The following is an 18,597-nucleotide window of genomic DNA, read 5'->3' on the forward strand; positions in this document are numbered from 1 at the left end:
TCAAAAGATTAAAATAATTAAGATTAAGAATAACACTCAGAATCTTTAAATTTTTAAATCATTGAATCTTTAAATTTTAAAAAATGAATCAAGATTATATAAAACCAGACAACTGGTCCATCATAGAAGAAGGTTTTGATGCCGAGAGCGTAAAATCATCCGAAAGTCTTTTCAGTCTTGGTAACGGTGCTATGGGGCAGCGTGCCAATTTTGAAGAGACATACTCCGGCGAAACTTTCCAGGGAAGTTATATTGCCGGAATTTATTATCCGGACAAAACGAAAGTAGGCTGGTGGAAAAACGGTTATCCCGAATATTTTGCAAAAGTTCTTAACGCACCTAACTGGATTGGAATTAACATTGAAATCAACGAAGAAAATTTAGACCTGAACAAATGTATTGAGGTAAGAAACTTCCGCAGGGAATTGAATATGAAAGAAGGCTGGTACAATCGTTCTTTTGAAGCAATGCTGAGAAACGGAACTAAAATCGCGGTGAATGTAAGACGTTTTCTTTCTTTAGATTTAGATGAAGCAGGAATTATTAAATACGAAATCACGCCTTTAAACAAAGATGCCAAAATTGTTTACAAATCATATATCGATGCTGGTGTAACCAATGAAGATGCCAACTGGGAAGAAAAATTCTGGGAGCCTTTAGAAGTAAAAAAATCAAATAGTGAAGCTTTTGTAACAGCACAGACTTTCAAAACGCATTTTAAGGTTACAACTTTCATGCACAATACGATTTTGGCAAATGGCGAAAATATAAATATTTCTCCTTCAACAATCGATTCGGCTGCAGATAAAGTTCAGTTTACTTACGGAACTATTATCGCAAAAGGGCAAACCTCAGCCATTCAGAAAATTGGCGGTTATACGGTTTCTTTAAACCACGAAAATACTTTGGCCGCAGCCGAAAAAGTGATTAAATCTGCTGTAAATTCAGGTTATGATATTTTGCTTCAAAATCAAATTGATGCCTGGAGTAAAATCTGGGAAATGTCAGATATTACAATCGAAGGTGATGTAAAAGCACAACAAGGAATTCGTTTCAATATCTTTCAATTAAACCAAACGTATTCAGGAAAAGACAGCCGATTGAACATTGGTCCAAAAGGTTTCACCGGAGAAAAATACGGCGGATCTACGTATTGGGACACTGAGGCATATTGTATTCCGTTTTACATGGCGACCAAAGATCAGCAGGTTGCCAGAAATTTATTGACCTACCGTTACAATCAATTGGATAAAGCAATTGAAAATGCAAAAGATAATTTAGGCTTCAAAAACGGAGCTGCTTTGTACCCAATGGTAACTATGAATGGCGAAGAATGCCATAACGAATGGGAAATCACACATGAAGAAATTCATAGAAACGGAGCGATTGCTTTTGCAATTTACAACTACCATCGTTACACCGGAGATTACTCGTATATTCCTGAAAAAGGTTTAGAAGTTTTAATCGGAATTGCACGTTTCTGGCATCAAAGAGCTTCTTTTTCTAAAGAAAAAAATCAGTATGTAATTTTAGGAGTTACAGGTCCAAATGAATACGAAAACAACATCAATAATAATTTCTATACCAATTATATTGCAAAATGGTGTATTGATTATGCATCAGAACAAATTACAAAAGTAGCGAAAGAATATCCTGCTGATCACAAACGTATTTTAGAAAAAGTAAGTCTTTCAGCTGCTGAAATTCAGGAATGGAAAAAAGTTGCTCATGATATGTATTTCCCAAAATCGGAGGAATTAGGGGTATATCTACAACAAGATGGCTTTTTAGACAAAGATTTAGTTCCTGTAAAAGATTTGGATCGTTCACAACGCCCAATCAATCAAAAATGGTCCTGGGATCGTGTTTTGCGCTCGCCTTATATTAAACAAGCCGATGTTTTGCAGTGCTTCTATTTCTTTGAAGATCATTTCTCTAAAGAAGAATTAAAGCGTAATTTCGAATTTTATGAATCCTTTACGGTTCATGAAAGTTCGCTTTCGCCTTGCGTGCACTCGATTCAGGCTGCAGTTTTAGATAAAATGGATATGGCATATACATTCTATTTAAGAACTTCCCGTCTGGATTTGGATGATTATAATAAAGAAGTTGAAGAAGGTTGTCACATTACCTCAATGGCCGGAACATGGATGAGTATTGTGGAAGGTTTTGGCGGAATGCGTGTTAAAAATGACCAGCTTCATTTTTCTCCAAAAATTCCGAAAGAATGGAAAGGTTATTCTTTTAAAATTAATTTCAGGAATCAAATTCTAAAGGTTTTAGTCAATCATAATGAAACGACTTTTATTGTAGACGGTGATCAGGATTTAACAATCGTAGTAAATGGAAAACCAATAATAGCCGCAAAATTGGCAACAGCTTAAAATTATTAAACACGAATTTCACTGATTTTCACGAATATTGAGATTTACGTTGAGTTATAAAATTAACTCATAGAAATATAGATTTGATTATCTTGAAAGATAAAATAAATGACAAATCATTTTCACATAGCTATGTGTTTTACAGAAAGTGAAACGCCTTTGTAAGCTATCCCGATCTATGAATCTATGTGTTAGAAATACAACATTTATTTTAGTGCGAATTAGTGAAATTTGTGTTTAAACTTTTAAAGCAGAAATAATTGAATTAATCACTTTTAAATAAAAAAATATGAAAAACTTATTTTTCGCAAGTTTAATCTTGTTTGCATTCAGCTCGATAGCAGAAGCACAACAATTAAAATCGCCTGAAGGAAAATTTGTAATGGAATTTTCGCTTCAAAATGACGGAACTCCAACTTACAATTTAAAATACAAAAATAAAGAAGTTGTAAAAACCAGTAAATTAGGTCTTGACCTTAAGGATGACAAAAAATCTTTATTGGATGATTTTACTGTTGTAGATACAAAAACTTCCACTTTTGATGAAATCTGGAAACCGGTTTGGGGAGAAGTTGAAAGTATTAGAAATCATTATAATGAATTGGCTGTTACTTTAAATCAAAAAGAGACGGACAGACAAATTGTAATTCGTTTCCGTTTATTTGATGACGGTCTTGGATTTAGATATGAATTCCCAACTCAAAAAAACCTGACTTATTTTGTTATAAAAGAAGAAAGATCTCAGTTCGCCATGACTGGAAATCACACGGCTTTTTGGATTCCGGGAGATTATGATACTCAGGAATATGATTACACCAAATCGAAATTATCTGAAATCAGAGGTTTAGCTGAAAAAGCATATACGGCAAATGTTTCGCAAAAATCTTTTTCACCAACAGGAGTTCAGACTTCTTTGATGTTAAAAACAAATGATGGTTTATACATCAACCTGCACGAAGCAGCTTTGATTAACTATTCTTGTATGCACCTGAATTTAGATGATAAAAATATGACTTTTACCTCTTGGCTAACGCCAGATGCAAAAGGTGATAAAGGATATATGCAGGCGCCGAGCCATTCGCCCTGGAGAACGATTATGGTAAGCGATGATGCGAGAGAAATTCTGGCTTCAAAAATGACTTTAAACTTAAACGATCCTTCTAAAATTGATGATACTTCCTGGATCAAACCAGTAAAATATATTGGTGTTTGGTGGGAAATGATTACAGGAAAAAGTTCCTGGTCCTACACTAACGATTATCCAACAGTACAATTGGGCGTAACTGATTTCTCGAAAGCAAAACCAAACGGAACGCACGGGGCAAACAATGCTAATGTAAAAAAATACATTGATTTTGCTTCACTGCATGGTTTCGATGCTGTTTTAGTTGAAGGCTGGAACGAAGGCTGGGAAGACTGGTTTGGACATTCAAAAGATTATGTTTTTGATTTCGTAACCCCTTACCCGGATTTTGATGTAAAAGGTTTACAAGCCTACGCAAAATCTAAAGGAGTAGAAATCATAATGCATCACGAAACTTCAGGTTCTGTTCGTAACTACGAGCGTCATATGGATAAAGCGTATCAGTTCATGAACGACAACGGTTACACTGCTGTAAAAAGCGGTTATGTTGGAGATATTTTACCTCGCGGTGAAAATCATTACGATCAATGGATTGTAAACCACTACCAATATGCAATTGAAAAAGCAGCTGAGTACAAAATTATGGTGAACGCTCACGAAGCAGTTCGTCCAACAGGAATTGCAAGAACTTACCCGAACTTAATTGGAAACGAAGCAGCCAGAGGAACAGAATACCAGGCTTTTGGCGGTTCTAAACCCAATCACGTAACGGTATTGCCATTTACAAGATTAATTGGTGGCCCAATGGATTATACGCCGGGAATTTTCGAGATGGATATCAGTAAACTGAATCCTGAAAACACATCGCATGTAAACAGTACCATTGCAAATCAATTGGCATTATACGTTACCATGTACAGTCCGTTGCAAATGGCGGCAGATACTCCTGAAAACTATAACCGTTTTCCGGATGCTTTCCAATTCATTAAAGATGTGGCTGTGGACTGGTCTGAAAGCAAGTATCTTGAGGCTGAACCAGGAGATTTTATTACAGTTGCCCGCAAAGCAAAAGGAACAAACAACTGGTTCGTTGGAAATGTAAACGGAGACAGTTCCCGTACCTCAAACATCGATTTCAGCTTCCTTGAAAAAGGAAAAAAATACACGGCAACCATTTATGCTGATGCAAAAGAGGCGCATTACAAAACAAATCCGCAAGCTTATACCATCAAAAAAATAGCTGTGACAAACAAATCAAAATTATCACAGTTATCTGCACCGGGCGGAGGTTATGCAATTAGCATAATTGAAACTAAATAATTTAATTATAAGACAAGTAATTTTCCCCGAGATTGCTTGTCTTTTTTTAATCTGATATATTTTACCTGTAAGGTTTCCAGACCTGTAGCTTAAACTTTTTCTCACCAGAGAAATTAAATCTATAAATTATGAGAATTCCAATAAACCATATCATTTATAAAATACTTTTATTCCTTCTAATCTTTTCTGCTTCCGCAAAAGCGCAAATTAAGAAAGTTGAACCACCATTTTGGTATGCAGGAATGAAAAATCCTGAAGTACAAATTATGTTCTACGGAAAAAATATCGCACAATATGAAACTTCGGTTTCTAATAATGTTGTGATTAAAAACATAGAGAAAACAGAAAATCCGAACTATCTTTTTGTTACAATTGATACTCAAAATTTAAAGGCATCTGAATTGGTTTTCTCATTCAAAACCAAAAATAAAGTTGCTTTTACGCAGAAATATTCGTTAAAAGAAAGAAGAGCGAATTCGGCAGATCGAAAAAGTTATGATGCATCAGACATGATTTACCTAATCATGCCAGATCGTTTTGCTAACGGAAATCCGAAAAACGACAGCGATGCTTCTTTAACTGAAAAAGGAAACCGCGCAGAACCAGGCGGACGTCACGGCGGCGATATCGAAGGAATCATCAAAAACTTAGATTATATTTCTTCTCTGGGTGCAACTACAATCTGGAGTACGCCATTATGCCAGGACAATGACGCAAAACATTCTTATCATGGTTACGGACAATCTGATGTTTACAAAATAGATGCCCGCTACGGAACCAATGAAGAGTATGTTCGCCTGTCTGCAGAAATGCATAAAAAAAACATGAAACTAGTGATGGATTATGTTACCAATCACTGGGGAATCACGCATTGGATGATCAAAGATTTACCAACAAAATCATGGATCAATCAATTTGAAAACTATACCCAAACACATCACAGACGTGAGGTAATCACAGATATCCACGCCTCAAAATCAGATCAGGAAATTTGTGTTGATGGCTGGTTCGTGCCTTCAATGCCGGATTTAAATCTCAGAAATCCATTAGTTGCAAAATACCTGACTCAAAATGCCATTTGGTGGATTGAATATGCTGATCTTGACGGATTCAGAGTCGACACTTATAATTATTCTGATGCTGCGGCAATGGCAAACTGGGCAAAAGCAATTACCAATGAATATCAAAACTTTAATATTGTTGGGGAAATATGGATGCACAATCAGGCCAATTTAGCCTATTGGCAAAAAGACAGTAAAATTGGCGAAATCAAAAACTACAATTCGAATTTACCAAGTGTAATGGATTTTACTTTGCACAATCAAATTGTTTCAGCATTTAATGACGATGATGCAAACTGGGATAATGGCATGATTAAATTCTACAACAATTTTGCTATGGATTATTTATATCCAAATCCGAATAATATTTTAGTTTTTGCCGAGAATCACGATACAGATCGTATCAACGATAAGTACAAATATGATTTCACGAAATACAAACTGGTTATGACCTTAATGGCAACCGTTCGTGGGATTCCACAATTGTATTATGGCTCAGAAATTGGAATGGGCGGCGATAAAAGCAAAAATGGCGATGCAGGTATTCGCCAGGATTTTCCGGGAGGATGGATCGGCGATAAAAATAATGCCTTTACCACAACTGGAAGAACGGCCGAACAGTCAAAATATTTCGACTTTACATCCAAATTATTCACTTGGAGAAAATCAAACGAAGCAGTTCATTCAGGCAAAATGATACATTATATTCCGGAAAACAATACCTATGTTTATTTCAGATATACCGGTGCTAAAACGGTAATGGTGGTTTTCAATAATAATGCAAAAGAGCAGGTTGTAAAAACGAATCGCTTTAAAGAAAACATCAAAAACTTTATATCAGGAAAAGATGTTCTGACGGGAAAAACATTTGATTTAGCTACTGAAATTACATTAGAACCAAAATCGGCTTTGATTTTAGAGTTGGAATAATTTATTAACTGATTATTTAACCGAAAAGAGAACGCAAAGTTTTACATTAGGTTCACAAAGACTTTTAGCCACAGATTATAATGATTAACACGATTTTTAATTTGTGTTAATTTGTGTAATTTGTGGCTAACTTTTTTAATAATCAAGTAGCGCACTTTGAGTAAAACTTTGCGACCTTTGCGGTAAAACTCACACAGATGCTAAAAATAGCGCACAGAGGTGCCAAAGGATACGAGCCCGAGAATACTTTACAAGCTTTTCAAAAAGCATTGGACTTACATGCTGACGGAATCGAACTCGATGTTCACTTGAGCGCTGACGGATATATAATCGTGATGCACGATGAAACCATCGACAAAATGACCAACGGAAAAGGAGCTGTAAACACCTTTACTTTAGCCGAATTAAAATCGTTTTTGATTGATGGCCAACATAAAATCCCAACTTTAAATGAAGTTTTTGATTTAGTAGATAAAAAATGTTTCATCAACGTTGAATTAAAAAATGCCGATACTTCAAAAAATGTCGTTTCTTTAATCGAAGAATATATTACCAAAAAAGGCTGGGATTATGACCACTTTATCATCTCTAGTTTTGACTGGAATGCTTTAACAGAAGTTAAAAATTTAAATCCTAATATCCCGATTGGTGTTTTAACCGAAGAAAATCTTGATACTGCTTTGGCTTTCGCCGAATCAATAAAAGCAAAAGCGATTCATCCTGATTTTCAATTATTGAACAATGAAAATGTTTGTCAAATTCAGGAAAAAGGATTCCTGGTTTTTCCATGGACAGTAAACACCGAAGAAGATATTCAAAAAGTAAAAAGTTATAAAGTAAACGGAATCATTACAGATTTTCCGGATAGATTATAAAAAAATATAGTTACAGATTTTAAAGATTAAAATCTGTGGTAAAAAAATAGAAGACCATAGTTTGCAGCAAACGACCCACAGAACTTAAAAAAATAAGAATGTCCATATTTGACAAACTAAAATACTTATTAGAGAAAAACAAGTTTTCAGACTCTGAATGGGAAAAAAGAGGATTAAATCCATCCGCTTCAGAATTATGTGAATATTTAGAAAATAATTTAAATAGCTGTTTAAGTTCATTAATCGATAAGGTTGAAAATAATGCTTCACAAAAAGAATTAAAAAAAACTTTGAGCTTAAACTTGAGAAGCTTAAACAAGTCGAACTTAGACACAGAGGAAAAGGAATTTGTATGTGATTATTATAATGATATTTCAAAAATTATTGAAGTTGACTTTAAAAATGAGCTTAATAATTGGCTTTATGGAACACTCTTAAATTCATTTTTAAAAATAATAGAAATAATAAAATGCAAAGAAAAAACCATAGAAACTTTAGTACAAAATTGTACGAAATGCATTTCTAAACTTGAAACATTTGTTCTTGAAAAAGATGAAAACCTTCCAGATTATGCTTTTTTTATTGTAAAATGCAAATCTTGCGGAGAATATAATTTAATAGACAAGGGGCCTAAAATTAAAAGGTTGAAATTTGGAGAATATGAATTAACCGAACAACTTGCTAAAAAAGATTATGATTTAGAAGGAGCAAAAATCAGATTAAAACAAATTCAATTTTTCAGAAACTAAACCACTCTGCACTGAAAGTGCAGAGGTTTGGTTGGCAGACTGAAAGTCTGCAAGGTTGCAGTACTTATTTATTAGCCACAAATTACACAAATTTTCACAAATTAATTAGCGCTAATTTGTGTAATTTGTGGTTAAAATATTTTTAGAAGCTAAAGCTAAATGCACTAAAGTGCATAGTTTTAAACTACTTCTGAGACCAATAAAAAAAGAAGCTGCCAACACACGTCTTTAGCCATTTGCAAATTTAGGGGGATTATTGTTTTTTCATCGTATTTTCGTTTAGCCGAAAATAATAGTCTTCATAATTCGCAAACGGCTACAGGAGCGGAAAGAGAATTTGTGCAAATTCGTGGAATTCGTGGCAAAAAAATAAAATATGAGTCAAAATTTCGATATACTAATTGTTGGCGGAGGCGCTGCAGGATTTTTTACCGCAATAAATATTGCAGAGAAAAACCCAAAACTGAAAATTGCCATTTTAGAAAGAGGAAAAGAAGTGCTTTCTAAAGTTCGTGTTTCCGGTGGCGGAAGATGCAATGTTACGCACGCTTGTTTTGAACCAAATGAATTGGTCAAATTTTATCCGCGTGGCGAAAAAGAACTTCGTGGCCCTTTTCATCAGTTTTGTTCCGGAGACACGATCGAATGGTTCGAAAAACATGGTGTTGAATTAAAAATCGAGGATGATGGCAGAATGTTTCCGGTTTCAAATTCTTCGCAAACCATAATCGATTGTTTCTTAAAAGCAACCGAAAAATTAGGCATCAAAGTTTTGACCGGACAAAGCGTCCAATCGATTTACAAAGCCGAAAACCATTGGAAAATTGACACACAAAATGATAAATTTATCACGGAAAAATTAGTTCTGGCAACTGGAAGCAATCCTAAAATCTGGGAAATGCTTCAATTGCAAGGTCACGCAATTATAAGCCCTGTACCTTCCCTGTTTACTTTTAACATTAAAGATCCGCGGATTAAGGGATTACCCGGAGTTGCGGCACAAGTAACGGTAAATGTAAAAGATACCAAACTAGAATCAACCGGACCTTTGTTAATCACACATTGGGGAATGAGCGGTCCTGCGATTTTAAAACTTTCGGCTTGGGGAGCGAGAACTTTATTCGATAAAAATTATCAGTTCACGATTTTTGTCAACTGGCTAAATGATGTTGATACGGAAGATGCCGAAAAAATCCTGAAAGACTTAAAACAGGAACACGCCAAAAAATCCGTTTCTAAAAAATCACCTTTCGACTTTCCGAATCGTTTGTGGGAAAGTCTGGTTTTGGCTTCCAAAATTGAATCGGAAACAAAATGGGCCGATTTATCCAAAATTCAATTACAAAATTTAGCTTCTCAATTGACAAAAGCAACCTTTCAGGTAAACGGAAAAAGCACTTTCAAAGAAGAATTCGTTACCGCAGGCGGAATTGATTTAAAAGAAATCAATTTTAAAACCATGGAAAGCAAATTGCATCCAAATCTTTATTTTGCAGGCGAAATTGTAAATATCGATGCCATTACCGGGGGTTTCAATTTTCAGAATGCCTGGACAAGCGGATTTATTTTAGCCAATAATATTTAATACAATGAAATTTAAAGGAATTATTTTTGACTTAGACGGAACGTTAGTAAATTCATTAGAAGATATTGCAGATTCCATGAACAAAGTTCTTCAGGACCTTAATTACCCTACCCATTCGTATGATGTATTTCAATATTTTATCGGCAGCGGCTTACGGAATACCGTTACCAAAGCATTGCCTGCATCAAACAATAGTGATGAGCAAATTGAAATCTGTCTCGAAAGGATGGTAAAAGGATATAGTGAATCCTGTACGCTAAAAACAAAACCGTATGAAGGGATTATCGAATTATTAGACAATTTGGCTTCCCGAAATATCAAATTGGCCGTTTTCTCTAATAAAGCAGATGAACTGACCAAAAAAATAGCAGCAGAAATATTTCCTGATTATTTTAATACTGCTGTTGGTTTGAGTGTTGAATCGCTTAAAAAACCAAATCCGTTTGAAGCGCTGGCAATAAGCAAAAATTGGAATTTAAAACCCGAGGAAGTCATTTTCGTAGGAGACTCTGATATTGATATGCAAACAGCCGTTAACGCCAATATGTTTCCTGTTGGGGTTACGTGGGGTTACAGAACAGAAGGCGAATTGAAAGCCAGCGGTGCAAAATTAGTAATACATAATCCTATGGAGTTATTGGAGATTTTGTAAAATACTTTTCGTTTTAGTGTACGAGTTTTATTTAACAAGAATTTACATCTTCGGTAAGTTTTCATTAAGACAATTCTAATAATTTTACTCTCAGAAAATTAACCTTTTATGAGAGTAAAATTACTTACTACAATTTCTTTTTTTACCTATCAGCTTAGCATTTCTCAATCAGAAAAATTACTTCTGGGGAAAGTTATTTCACAAAACTCTGTGCTTAAAGGTGTTGAAGTCATAAATAAAACGGCTAAAACCAGTACAATTACAAATGATTTAGGAGAATTTTCAATTTCTGTTAATGTGAAAGACAGCTTATTATTTTTTTCTAAAGATTATTTTTTTAGCCGGTTAAGAGTTTCCAAAGAAAATATAGAAACTAATAATTTGGTTGTCAATATGATTCTCAAACCAGAAGAATTGCGGGAAGTTGTTATCACTAAAATAAAATTTGAAAAAGTAAAAACTTCTCTACAAAATATAGATGAAATAAAATTGAAAAAAGACAGCCGCTCTTTGCAAAAATATACCGGTGTTTATGATGGAACTATTACAAATGGTATGGATTTCATCAGAATGGGAAAAGGGCTTTTAAATTTAATCAAAAAAGATAAGGAGGAACCCAAAAATAAAATTCCACAAATTGATTTTAAAACACTCATGGGCACAACCGTTCCTGATACTTTTTTCACTAAAGATTTAAAATTAAAAACCGAGGAAAAAGAGCTTTTTATTGAATTCTGCGATGCTGATCCACAGTCTAAATTGCTTCTTCAACATCCTAACATTTTGGCTACAATGGATTTTTTGTATTTAAAAAATGAAGAGTTTAAGAAGTTGAAAACGGAAGTTAAAAATTAAAGAAGTTTACAGATTAACGCCACTGAAGAGTGAGACTGAGACTATCGATTCAACCACCAGATACTGGCATTCAAAATCGCAGCAAATCCAACCCAAACCATATACGGAACCAGCAAATAGCCTGCTATTTTATTGATTTTGATGAATTTTAAATACGTCTCATAAATCATCAGCCATAAAAGGGCAATTCCGATCAAGGCTAGCATCGGGTTTTTTAATCCGAAGAATAAATATGACCAGATTGCATTTAAAGCCAACTGAATCAAAAAGAATCCCAAGGCTTTTTTAACTTCTGAATTTTGTTCTTTTATCCTATCCCAAACCAATCCTGCAGCAATTCCCATTAAAATAAAAAGCAAGGTCCAAACAGGCATAAAAACCCAATTGGGTGGATTAAAAGCTGGTTTTGCAATTGTGGGATACCATGTTTCTACTCCTGATTTTGTAACGGTTGATGAAGAATATCCAACCGTTAAACAAACGATTATGGCTATTGCAATTCGGGTTATTTTGTTCATTTTTATTTAAATTTTTATCCAAAAATAGCTAAAAAGAAAGTTTTAAACCATATAAGTCACACAAGTTCATTCAGCAAATACAACTTAAATTTTCTTATATAACTTATATGGTGAAAAAACTATCTTTGCCAAAATTTATAATTCATGTTTACAGCAGCTGATTTTATTCCTAAAATATATTCTTCGACTATCGAAAAGGGAAATTTTGAGTGGAGCGCTCCCAGCAATATTGCATTAGTAAAATATTGGGGGAAAAAAGACAATCAAATTCCGGCTAATCCATCGATAAGTTTTACGCTTAATAATTGCAAAACGATTACCAAATTGGGTTTTGAGAAAAAAGACATTTCTACTTCGCTCAATGTGGAAAATGATTCCTTTTCTTTTGATTTACTTTTTGAAGGAAAGCCAAAAGAAGATTTCAAGCCAAAAATCAGGAAGTTTTTAGAACGAATAGAAGTGTATTTACCATTTTTAAAAGACTATCACTTTACGATTGATACTCAGAATACGTTTCCGCATAGTTCGGGAATAGCTTCCTCAGCATCCGGAATGGCAGCTTTGGCAATGAATTTTATGAGTTTGGAAAAAGTACTGAATCCTGAAATGACAGATGATTATTTTTACCAAAAAGCATCGTTTTTAGCCCGTTTAGGTTCCGGAAGTGCGTGCCGAAGCGTAAAAGGAAATATTGTAGTTTGGGGACATCAGAAAAATATTGAAAGAAGTACGGATTTATTTGGAGTAGAATTTCCATATACAATTCATGAAAATTTCGAGAATTATCAGGATACCATTTTATTAGTTGATAAGGGCGAAAAACAGGTTTCAAGCACCGTTGGTCATGATTTGATGTACAACCATCCGTATGCCGAAAGGCGTTTTGCCCAGGCACATGAAAATCTGGACCAGTTAATTACCATTTTTGAAAGCGGGAATTTAGAAGAATTTATCAAGGTTGTGGAAAGCGAAGCCCTGACTTTGCACGCGATGATGATGACTTCGATGCCGTATTTTATTTTGATGAAACCCAATACGCTGCAAATCATAAATGGTATTTGGAAATTTAGAAATGAAACACGAATTCCGGTTTGTTTTACACTGGATGCAGGAGCTAATGTGCATGTTTTGTATCCGAAAAATGTATCCAATAAAGTATTACATTTTATTAAGAACGAATTAGTTGGCTATTGTCAAAATGGTCAGTACATTTGCGATGAAATTGGAAGCGGTGCAATTAAACTATAATTTTTGTATCTTTAGGTATAATTTAGATTATGAACATTCAATTAGAAAAACTCGAATTGATTAAAATGTTGACAGAAATTGAAAATCCTGCCATCATTAAATCTATCAAGAAAATTTTGACGAAAGAAAAAAAAGATTGGAGGGATGATTTGACTGACGAGCAGAAAGAAGAAATTGAAGAAGGTGAAAGACAAATTGAACGTGGTGAATTTGTTCTGTATGAAGACATGATGAAAAAGCACCGTTAATGAAAAGAACGATAATCTTTTCAAAAAATGCTGAAAAAAAATTATTTGAATTATTAACTTACTTGGAATTTAGATGGTCAAAAAAGTAAAAGATAAATTTATTTTAAAATTGGACAAAGTAATTTATCTAATACAAACCAACCCGGAAATTTTCCCCAAATCACAATTCAACAAAAAACATCACAAATGTGTGTTGTCAAAACAAACGATAATTTATTATAAATTCAGTACTAAAGAGGTGAGAATTTCATCATTTTTTGACTCCAGACAAGACCCAAATCAAATAAAGAAAGACATTAAATAAATTTATGAAAGGACCATTATTTTACTCAAAAATATTACTCTTTGGAGAATACGGGATTATTCGTGATTCTAAAGGACTTTCAATACCTTATAATTTTTATAATGGTGCACTAAAGAAAGATGAGAATCCTTCGGCACAGGCTATTGCCTCAAATGCAAGTTTAAAACGATTTGCAATTTACCTTGAAACTTTACAAACAGAACAGCCTGATTTGGTTGCTTTTGATTTAACTGCTTTAAAAAATGATGTTGATACGGGAATGTATTTTGATTCCAGTATTCCTCAGGGATATGGAGTTGGAAGCAGCGGTGCCCTTGTTGCTGCTATTTACGACAAATATGCTACACATAAAATTACGGTTTTAGAGAATCTAACTCGTGAAAAACTGCTGCAATTAAAAACCATATTTGCTCAAATGGAGAGTTTTTTCCACGGAAAAAGTTCTGGTTTAGATCCTTTGAACAGTTATTTGAGTATTCCAATTTTAATCAATTCCAAAGATAACATCGAAGCAACAGGGATTCCGACTCAAAGTTTTGACGGAAAAGGTGCTGTATTTTTATTAGACTCCGGAATTGTAGGCGAAACTGCGCCGATGGTGAATATTTTCATGGAAAACTTAAAAGACAAGGGGTTTCGCACCATGCTTAAAAACCAATTTGTTAAACATACAGATGCCTGCGTTGAGAATTTTTTACATGGTGACATGAAGTCATTGTTTACCAATACTAAAAAACTTTCTAAAGTTGTTTTGAATAATTTCAAACCGATGATTCCGGAGCAATTTCACGGAATCTGGCAAAACGGAATTGATACAAATGATTATTATTTAAAACTTTGCGGTTCAGGCGGCGGCGGTTATATTCTTGGTTTTACCGAAGATTTAGAACGTGCCAAAGCATCTTTGAAAGATTACAAATTAGAAGTTGTTTATCAATTTTAATCGAAAATTTTAAGCAAAAAACTTTCCCGACAATTTTCGGTTTTACTATTTTCCATAAACTTAAATTTATAGAATGTTAAGCAGGCAACACAAACTTTTAGTGATGAAAATTGTCAGTCTGTTCTCTGTGGTAAGAGGCTACAACATTCCGATAATTGTATTGGCACAATATTTATCAGCCATTTTTATACTGGCCCCTGAAAAAAGAGCACTTGATATTTTATTCGATTTTAATTTATTTCTGATTGTTTTTGCTTCGGCCATTACGATTGCTTCAGGTTATATTATCAATAATTTTTACGATAGTCAGAAAGATTTAATCAATAGACCCAACAAATCAATGCTGGATCGATTGGTGAGCCAGAAAACAAAGCTGACAGTTTATTTTAGTTTGAACTTTTTAGCAGTTTTAATGGCACTTATTGTTTCCTGGCGTGCTTTTTTATTTTTTTCAGCTTACATTTTCCTGATATGGTTTTATTCTCACAAAATAAAAAAATATGCAATTATAGGCAATCTTACTTCAGCGTTATTGGCAGTTTTGCCTTTTTTTGCGATTTTATTGTATTTCTATAATAAAATTTTATTTGAGGAAATAGAAAATCACATGAGTCATTTTGCTGTAATTTCATCACACGCCATGTTCTTGTTTTTATTATTGCTGATTCGTGAAATGATTAAGGATCTGGAAAATTTAAAAGGTGATTTAGCTAACGATTATCAAACTATTCCGATACTTTATAACGAAACGGTTTCTAAACAAGTCATTACTGTTTTAACCTTTTTGACTATCCTTCCGGTCTATTTTCTGATCAATGTTTACGATGTAGGTTATATGGATATTTATTTCTACTTCTGTTTTGTTGCTTTACTTTTTTTCCTGATTTACCTTTGGAAATCTAATTCGAAAGAACAATATCTACTTCTGCATAATGTTCTTAAATTCCTGATAGTTTCGGGTGTTTTTTGTATTGTTCTGATTAATCCAAGTGTTTTGTGGCATGCGAAGACTTTACTTTTGAAATAATTTTTTATTTTGCAGAAATGCACGAAATTTTTATATATTTCATGCAAATTTTGCAGATTTTTTCTTCACTGTAACTGTGGTCTCTGTGTAAAATTACTATCTTTAAAAATGTATGAAGTAATACGGAATATTGTATCCCTTAGCTTTTATTTTTTATATGAGTTCAGTGAACTTGTTTGAAGTAGAAATCCTTTTATGGTGGTGTTCACTATAAAAATTGAAAAGAATAGCGGAACCAAATACCTGAAAGAAAGCCCAATGTACAGCTCTTAAAAACTAAAAATTTGCAGCTAGTAATCTAAGAACAACGAACTTAAGATTATTTAGCAAGAATAAACTATCTTTGCACAAATTACAGAATTTATGAATAACAAGGAAGGCAATAATAATAGAGGTGGTTCTAGGCCAAATAGCTCCAGATCAAACTCTAATAAGCCAAAACCTGCCATGCAAAAGCGTGCCCAAGGGCCAAAAAAAGTGAAGCCTGCTGTTAAAGCAGCTGAAGAAGAAGCGGCACAAAAACTTAAAAAACAAAATCAGGCTCCAAAAAGACAAAAAGCTGCTGACGAAATTCGTTTAAACAAATTCATCTCGAATTCGGGAGTTTGTTCGCGTCGTGATGCCGATATATACATTCAGTCCGGGAATGTAAAAGTAAACGGTGTTCCGGTTACCGAAATGGGGTATTTAGTAAAACTTACGGATGTTGTCAACTTCGACGGTGTTGTTTTAACTCCTGAAAAAAAGGAATACATTTTGTTGAACAAGCCTAAAAACTTTACAACTGCTCTTGATGAAGGACAGGAATTTCGTAATGTTCTGGAGTTAGTGCGTGGTTCTACAACGGCAAAAATTGCTCCGATTGGAAGAATGGACAAAAATACAACTGGCTTATTGTTGTTTACTAATGATACTGATATGATTCGTAAATTTACTTTACCGAGTCAGAAATCATCTAAAATTTATCAGGTTTCATTAGATAAGAACTTGAAATTTGAGGATTTGGAAAAAATCAGCAAAGGTTTGGTTCTTGACGGACACCGCGTTTTTGTGGAAGAGATCAGTTATATTGAAAAAGAAGCCAAAAGTGAAGTAGGCCTTAAATTACGTTCATCAAATGTAAAAGTGGTTCGTGCTATTTTCGAAAACTTTGATTATGATGTTTTACGTATCGACCGTGTCTCTTTTGCTGGTCTGACTAAAAAGAATTTACCGAGAGGTAACTGGAGGATGCTGACTGAGCAGGAAATTATCAATTTGAAAAACGTTTAAAAACTAAATTCAAAATAATAAAAAAACCTATTTTACTTTCGTAAAATAGGTTTTTTTATGCATTGAAGTTATATAAAAAACAGATGCAGATTTAACAACATCTGTTTTAAACTTTTTGTTTTTCAGTACCTTAATAAGCACCCAAGTAAAAACTACCAGAAGCTGCTTTTAATTTAGCTCCTTTTTTGATTTCTTTAGTTTTCCAATTTACAATGTAAATGTTGCCTTCTTTACCTGCAGGAGTGAATGGAAGATATACATTGTCACCAACAAGACCTATATTTTGGAACTGACCGAATGTTGTTGTTAATGCTGGATCTGTTTCTATTTCTGTAGCTAATTTAGTTGCTGTTTTAGTATTTAAATCTATTAAGGCAACATAGCCGCCGTTATTACCAACACCTGTTGTATATAGCACTACACCAACTCCGTCTTTAATATAACGAAATGCCCTGATACCAGCATCACTAATGCCAAGAGCTGTATTTAAACTAAAGTCATAAGTATTATCATAATCATTAGTTGATTTACTGATACGCAATATTTGATGCCCACTTCCCATACTGGTTGCCGCTTGGTAGATATTTCCGTCAGTCCCTACGTATTGTGTCATAGTACGGAAAGAAAGATTATCTGTTACGGCTTTTGTAGATGTAATTATTTTTGGATTTTTCAAGGATGGATAATCTACAACATAAGTAAGGGTTCCTAAATCTCTTGGGTCTGTAGATAATTGCCACCCGCTTATAGCTCCAGTATTTGCATTTGTAGTAACTGTACCATTAATATTATGTCTTCTAATACCAAGACCAATAAACAGTTTAGTCTTGTCCTGATTTAATACAGGAACATCTGCTCTCCATACATGGTAACCTTTTGACTCTAAATCAGTACCCAGATTGACATCAATATTACCAGTATTTGTAATAGCGGTATTATTTAAATCAATGTTTGCAATTTTGATTTTACCTTTTGGATGTCTCCATACGTAATTTGGGGCAGTCCCCGTGTACGGATCTAATGCTTCACCAAAAGATACGCCTACACCTATTCCTTCAGCAGCTTTAACCCAACGAGGAGAGGTACCTAAAATAACAGCTGTATTTAATTCGTATCCAACTTCTTCGTATTTTCCTTCGCCAGAAACTTTGTATTTGTTGAATACACCACCTTCTGTTCCGGTATATTGAATGTTATATAAAAATTCACCATCTGCAGAAGCCTGAACACGGGCAGTACGACTAGATTTTAATGCAAATCCATTAACATATTTCTCACCATCCATTTTAAAAAGGTCTACCACATAGTCCGGATTTGCAGCATTCTCTGGTGTAATGGCATATGCACGGGTTCCTCCATTTCCTGCAGTTCCAGAAACATCAGGAAAAGATCCCGTCAAAGTTACCCAACGTGTACCTTCAGCTACTGGCGGATTGGTAACTGGATCGCTGTTGTCATCATTACTACAGCTTCCTAATGACAGGGCTGCAATAACAGTACTCAATAATGCTATTCTAAATAGATTTTTTTTCATGATATTAA

At 34.1% G+C, this 18,597-nt stretch carries 15 protein-coding genes; 13 read left to right on the plus strand and 2 right to left on the minus strand.

The genetic code is table 11. From position 1 onward, the window contains the following. The first annotated feature begins 83 nt into the window (after nt 1–83). The 8 genes from J2W48_RS01175 to J2W48_RS01210 all read left to right on the plus strand — a co-directional run bounded on the left by J2W48_RS01175 (nt 84) and on the right by J2W48_RS01210 (nt 11,495). Nucleotides 84–2,384: a glycoside hydrolase family 65 protein gene (locus J2W48_RS01175; protein WP_310276813.1), complete on the plus strand. Its 2,301-nt coding sequence runs from the start codon at nt 84–86 to the stop codon at nt 2,382–2,384. Nucleotides 2,385–2,673: 289 nt separating this feature from the next. Continuing rightward, the gene (locus tag J2W48_RS01180) at nt 2,674–4,788 is read left to right on the plus strand and encodes a glycoside hydrolase family 97 protein (protein WP_310276815.1); all 2,115 of its coding nucleotides are present in this window, start codon (nt 2,674–2,676) and stop codon (nt 4,786–4,788) included. Between the two features lie 128 nt (nt 4,789–4,916). Then, nucleotides 4,917–6,779, plus strand: coding sequence for a glycoside hydrolase family 13 protein (locus J2W48_RS01185; RefSeq protein ID WP_310276818.1), 1,863 nt, complete (start codon nt 4,917–4,919; stop codon nt 6,777–6,779). A 197-nt stretch (nt 6,780–6,976) separates the two neighbouring features. Further along, entirely contained in the window at nt 6,977–7,654 is a 678-nt protein-coding gene (locus tag J2W48_RS01190; protein ID WP_310276821.1) for a glycerophosphodiester phosphodiesterase, read from the plus strand. 98 nt (nt 7,655–7,752) lie between these two features. Then, on the plus strand, nt 7,753–8,403 hold the full coding sequence (locus J2W48_RS01195) for a DUF4844 domain-containing protein (protein WP_310276824.1): 651 nt from the start codon (nt 7,753–7,755) through the stop codon (nt 8,401–8,403). A gap of 376 nt (nt 8,404–8,779) precedes the next feature. Further along, a complete protein-coding gene (locus J2W48_RS01200; RefSeq protein ID WP_310276827.1) occupies nt 8,780–9,988 on the plus strand; it encodes a BaiN/RdsA family NAD(P)/FAD-dependent oxidoreductase in 1,209 nt (402 codons plus the stop codon). Between the two features lie 4 nt (nt 9,989–9,992). Next, nucleotides 9,993–10,640, plus strand: a complete 648-nt coding sequence (locus J2W48_RS01205; protein WP_310276830.1) for an HAD family hydrolase — start codon at nt 9,993–9,995, stop codon at nt 10,638–10,640. A gap of 108 nt (nt 10,641–10,748) precedes the next feature. Continuing rightward, entirely contained in the window at nt 10,749–11,495 is a 747-nt protein-coding gene (locus J2W48_RS01210; protein ID WP_310276832.1) for a hypothetical protein, read from the plus strand. 41 nt (nt 11,496–11,536) lie between these two features. Here J2W48_RS01210 and J2W48_RS01215 read toward each other — a convergent pair whose 3' ends face one another. After that, nucleotides 11,537–12,013: a TspO/MBR family protein gene (locus J2W48_RS01215; protein WP_310276835.1), complete on the minus strand. Its 477-nt coding sequence runs from the start codon at nt 12,011–12,013 to the stop codon at nt 11,537–11,539. A 144-nt stretch (nt 12,014–12,157) separates the two neighbouring features. On the opposite strand from J2W48_RS01215, the gene J2W48_RS01220 reads away from it, so the two are divergent. The 5 genes from J2W48_RS01220 (at nt 12,158) to J2W48_RS01240 (ending at nt 17,055) form a co-directional block, all read left to right on the plus strand. After that, on the plus strand, nt 12,158–13,261 hold the full coding sequence (locus tag J2W48_RS01220; protein ID WP_310276838.1) for a diphosphomevalonate decarboxylase: 1,104 nt from the start codon (nt 12,158–12,160) through the stop codon (nt 13,259–13,261). Between the two features lie 29 nt (nt 13,262–13,290). Next, complete coding sequence (locus tag J2W48_RS01225; protein WP_310276841.1) at nt 13,291–13,509, plus strand: hypothetical protein; 219 nt, start codon at nt 13,291–13,293, stop codon at nt 13,507–13,509. 308 nt (nt 13,510–13,817) lie between these two features. After that, nucleotides 13,818–14,756 (plus strand): mevalonate kinase family protein, encoded by a 939-nt coding sequence (locus J2W48_RS01230; RefSeq protein ID WP_310276846.1) that lies wholly within the window; start codon nt 13,818–13,820, stop codon nt 14,754–14,756. 73 nt (nt 14,757–14,829) lie between these two features. Beyond that, complete coding sequence (locus J2W48_RS01235) at nt 14,830–15,783, plus strand: geranylgeranylglycerol-phosphate geranylgeranyltransferase (protein ID WP_310276849.1); 954 nt, start codon at nt 14,830–14,832, stop codon at nt 15,781–15,783. Nucleotides 15,784–16,146: 363 nt separating this feature from the next. After that, entirely contained in the window at nt 16,147–17,055 is a 909-nt protein-coding gene (locus J2W48_RS01240; RefSeq protein ID WP_310276852.1) for a pseudouridine synthase, read from the plus strand. Nucleotides 17,056–17,185: 130 nt separating this feature from the next. On the opposite strand, the gene J2W48_RS01245 is transcribed toward J2W48_RS01240, so the two are convergent. Further along, nucleotides 17,186–18,589: a hypothetical protein gene (locus tag J2W48_RS01245; RefSeq protein ID WP_310276854.1), complete on the minus strand. Its 1,404-nt coding sequence runs from the start codon at nt 18,587–18,589 to the stop codon at nt 17,186–17,188. Nucleotides 18,590–18,597 lie beyond the last annotated feature (8 nt).

It is taken from the genome of Flavobacterium piscis (genome assembly GCF_031457575.1).
GTDB classification, from domain to species: domain Bacteria; phylum Bacteroidota; class Bacteroidia; order Flavobacteriales; family Flavobacteriaceae; genus Flavobacterium; species Flavobacterium piscis_A.

Excerpts from the sequence above, each read along its gene's own strand:
- J2W48_RS01245 (WP_310276854.1), bottom strand. The coding sequence starts at position 18,589 with ATGAAAAAAAATCTATTTAGAATAGCATTATTGAGTACTGTTATTGCA.
- J2W48_RS01210 (WP_310276832.1), top strand. The coding sequence starts at position 10,749 with ATGAGAGTAAAATTACTTACTACAATTTCTTTTTTTACCTATCAGCTT.
- J2W48_RS01215 (WP_310276835.1), bottom strand. The coding sequence starts at position 12,013 with ATGAACAAAATAACCCGAATTGCAATAGCCATAATCGTTTGTTTAACG.
- J2W48_RS01180 (WP_310276815.1), top strand. The coding sequence starts at position 2,674 with ATGAAAAACTTATTTTTCGCAAGTTTAATCTTGTTTGCATTCAGCTCG.
- J2W48_RS01225 (WP_310276841.1), top strand. The coding sequence starts at position 13,291 with ATGAACATTCAATTAGAAAAACTCGAATTGATTAAAATGTTGACAGAA.
- J2W48_RS01205 (WP_310276830.1), top strand. The coding sequence starts at position 9,993 with ATGAAATTTAAAGGAATTATTTTTGACTTAGACGGAACGTTAGTAAAT.
- J2W48_RS01190 (WP_310276821.1), top strand. The coding sequence starts at position 6,977 with ATGCTAAAAATAGCGCACAGAGGTGCCAAAGGATACGAGCCCGAGAAT.
- J2W48_RS01230 (WP_310276846.1), top strand. The coding sequence starts at position 13,818 with ATGAAAGGACCATTATTTTACTCAAAAATATTACTCTTTGGAGAATAC.
- J2W48_RS01195 (WP_310276824.1), top strand. The coding sequence starts at position 7,753 with ATGTCCATATTTGACAAACTAAAATACTTATTAGAGAAAAACAAGTTT.
- J2W48_RS01175 (WP_310276813.1), top strand. The coding sequence starts at position 84 with ATGAATCAAGATTATATAAAACCAGACAACTGGTCCATCATAGAAGAA.
- J2W48_RS01235 (WP_310276849.1), top strand. The coding sequence starts at position 14,830 with ATGTTAAGCAGGCAACACAAACTTTTAGTGATGAAAATTGTCAGTCTG.
- J2W48_RS01220 (WP_310276838.1), top strand. The coding sequence starts at position 12,158 with ATGTTTACAGCAGCTGATTTTATTCCTAAAATATATTCTTCGACTATC.
- J2W48_RS01185 (WP_310276818.1), top strand. The coding sequence starts at position 4,917 with ATGAGAATTCCAATAAACCATATCATTTATAAAATACTTTTATTCCTT.
- J2W48_RS01240 (WP_310276852.1), top strand. The coding sequence starts at position 16,147 with ATGAATAACAAGGAAGGCAATAATAATAGAGGTGGTTCTAGGCCAAAT.
- J2W48_RS01200 (WP_310276827.1), top strand. The coding sequence starts at position 8,780 with ATGAGTCAAAATTTCGATATACTAATTGTTGGCGGAGGCGCTGCAGGA.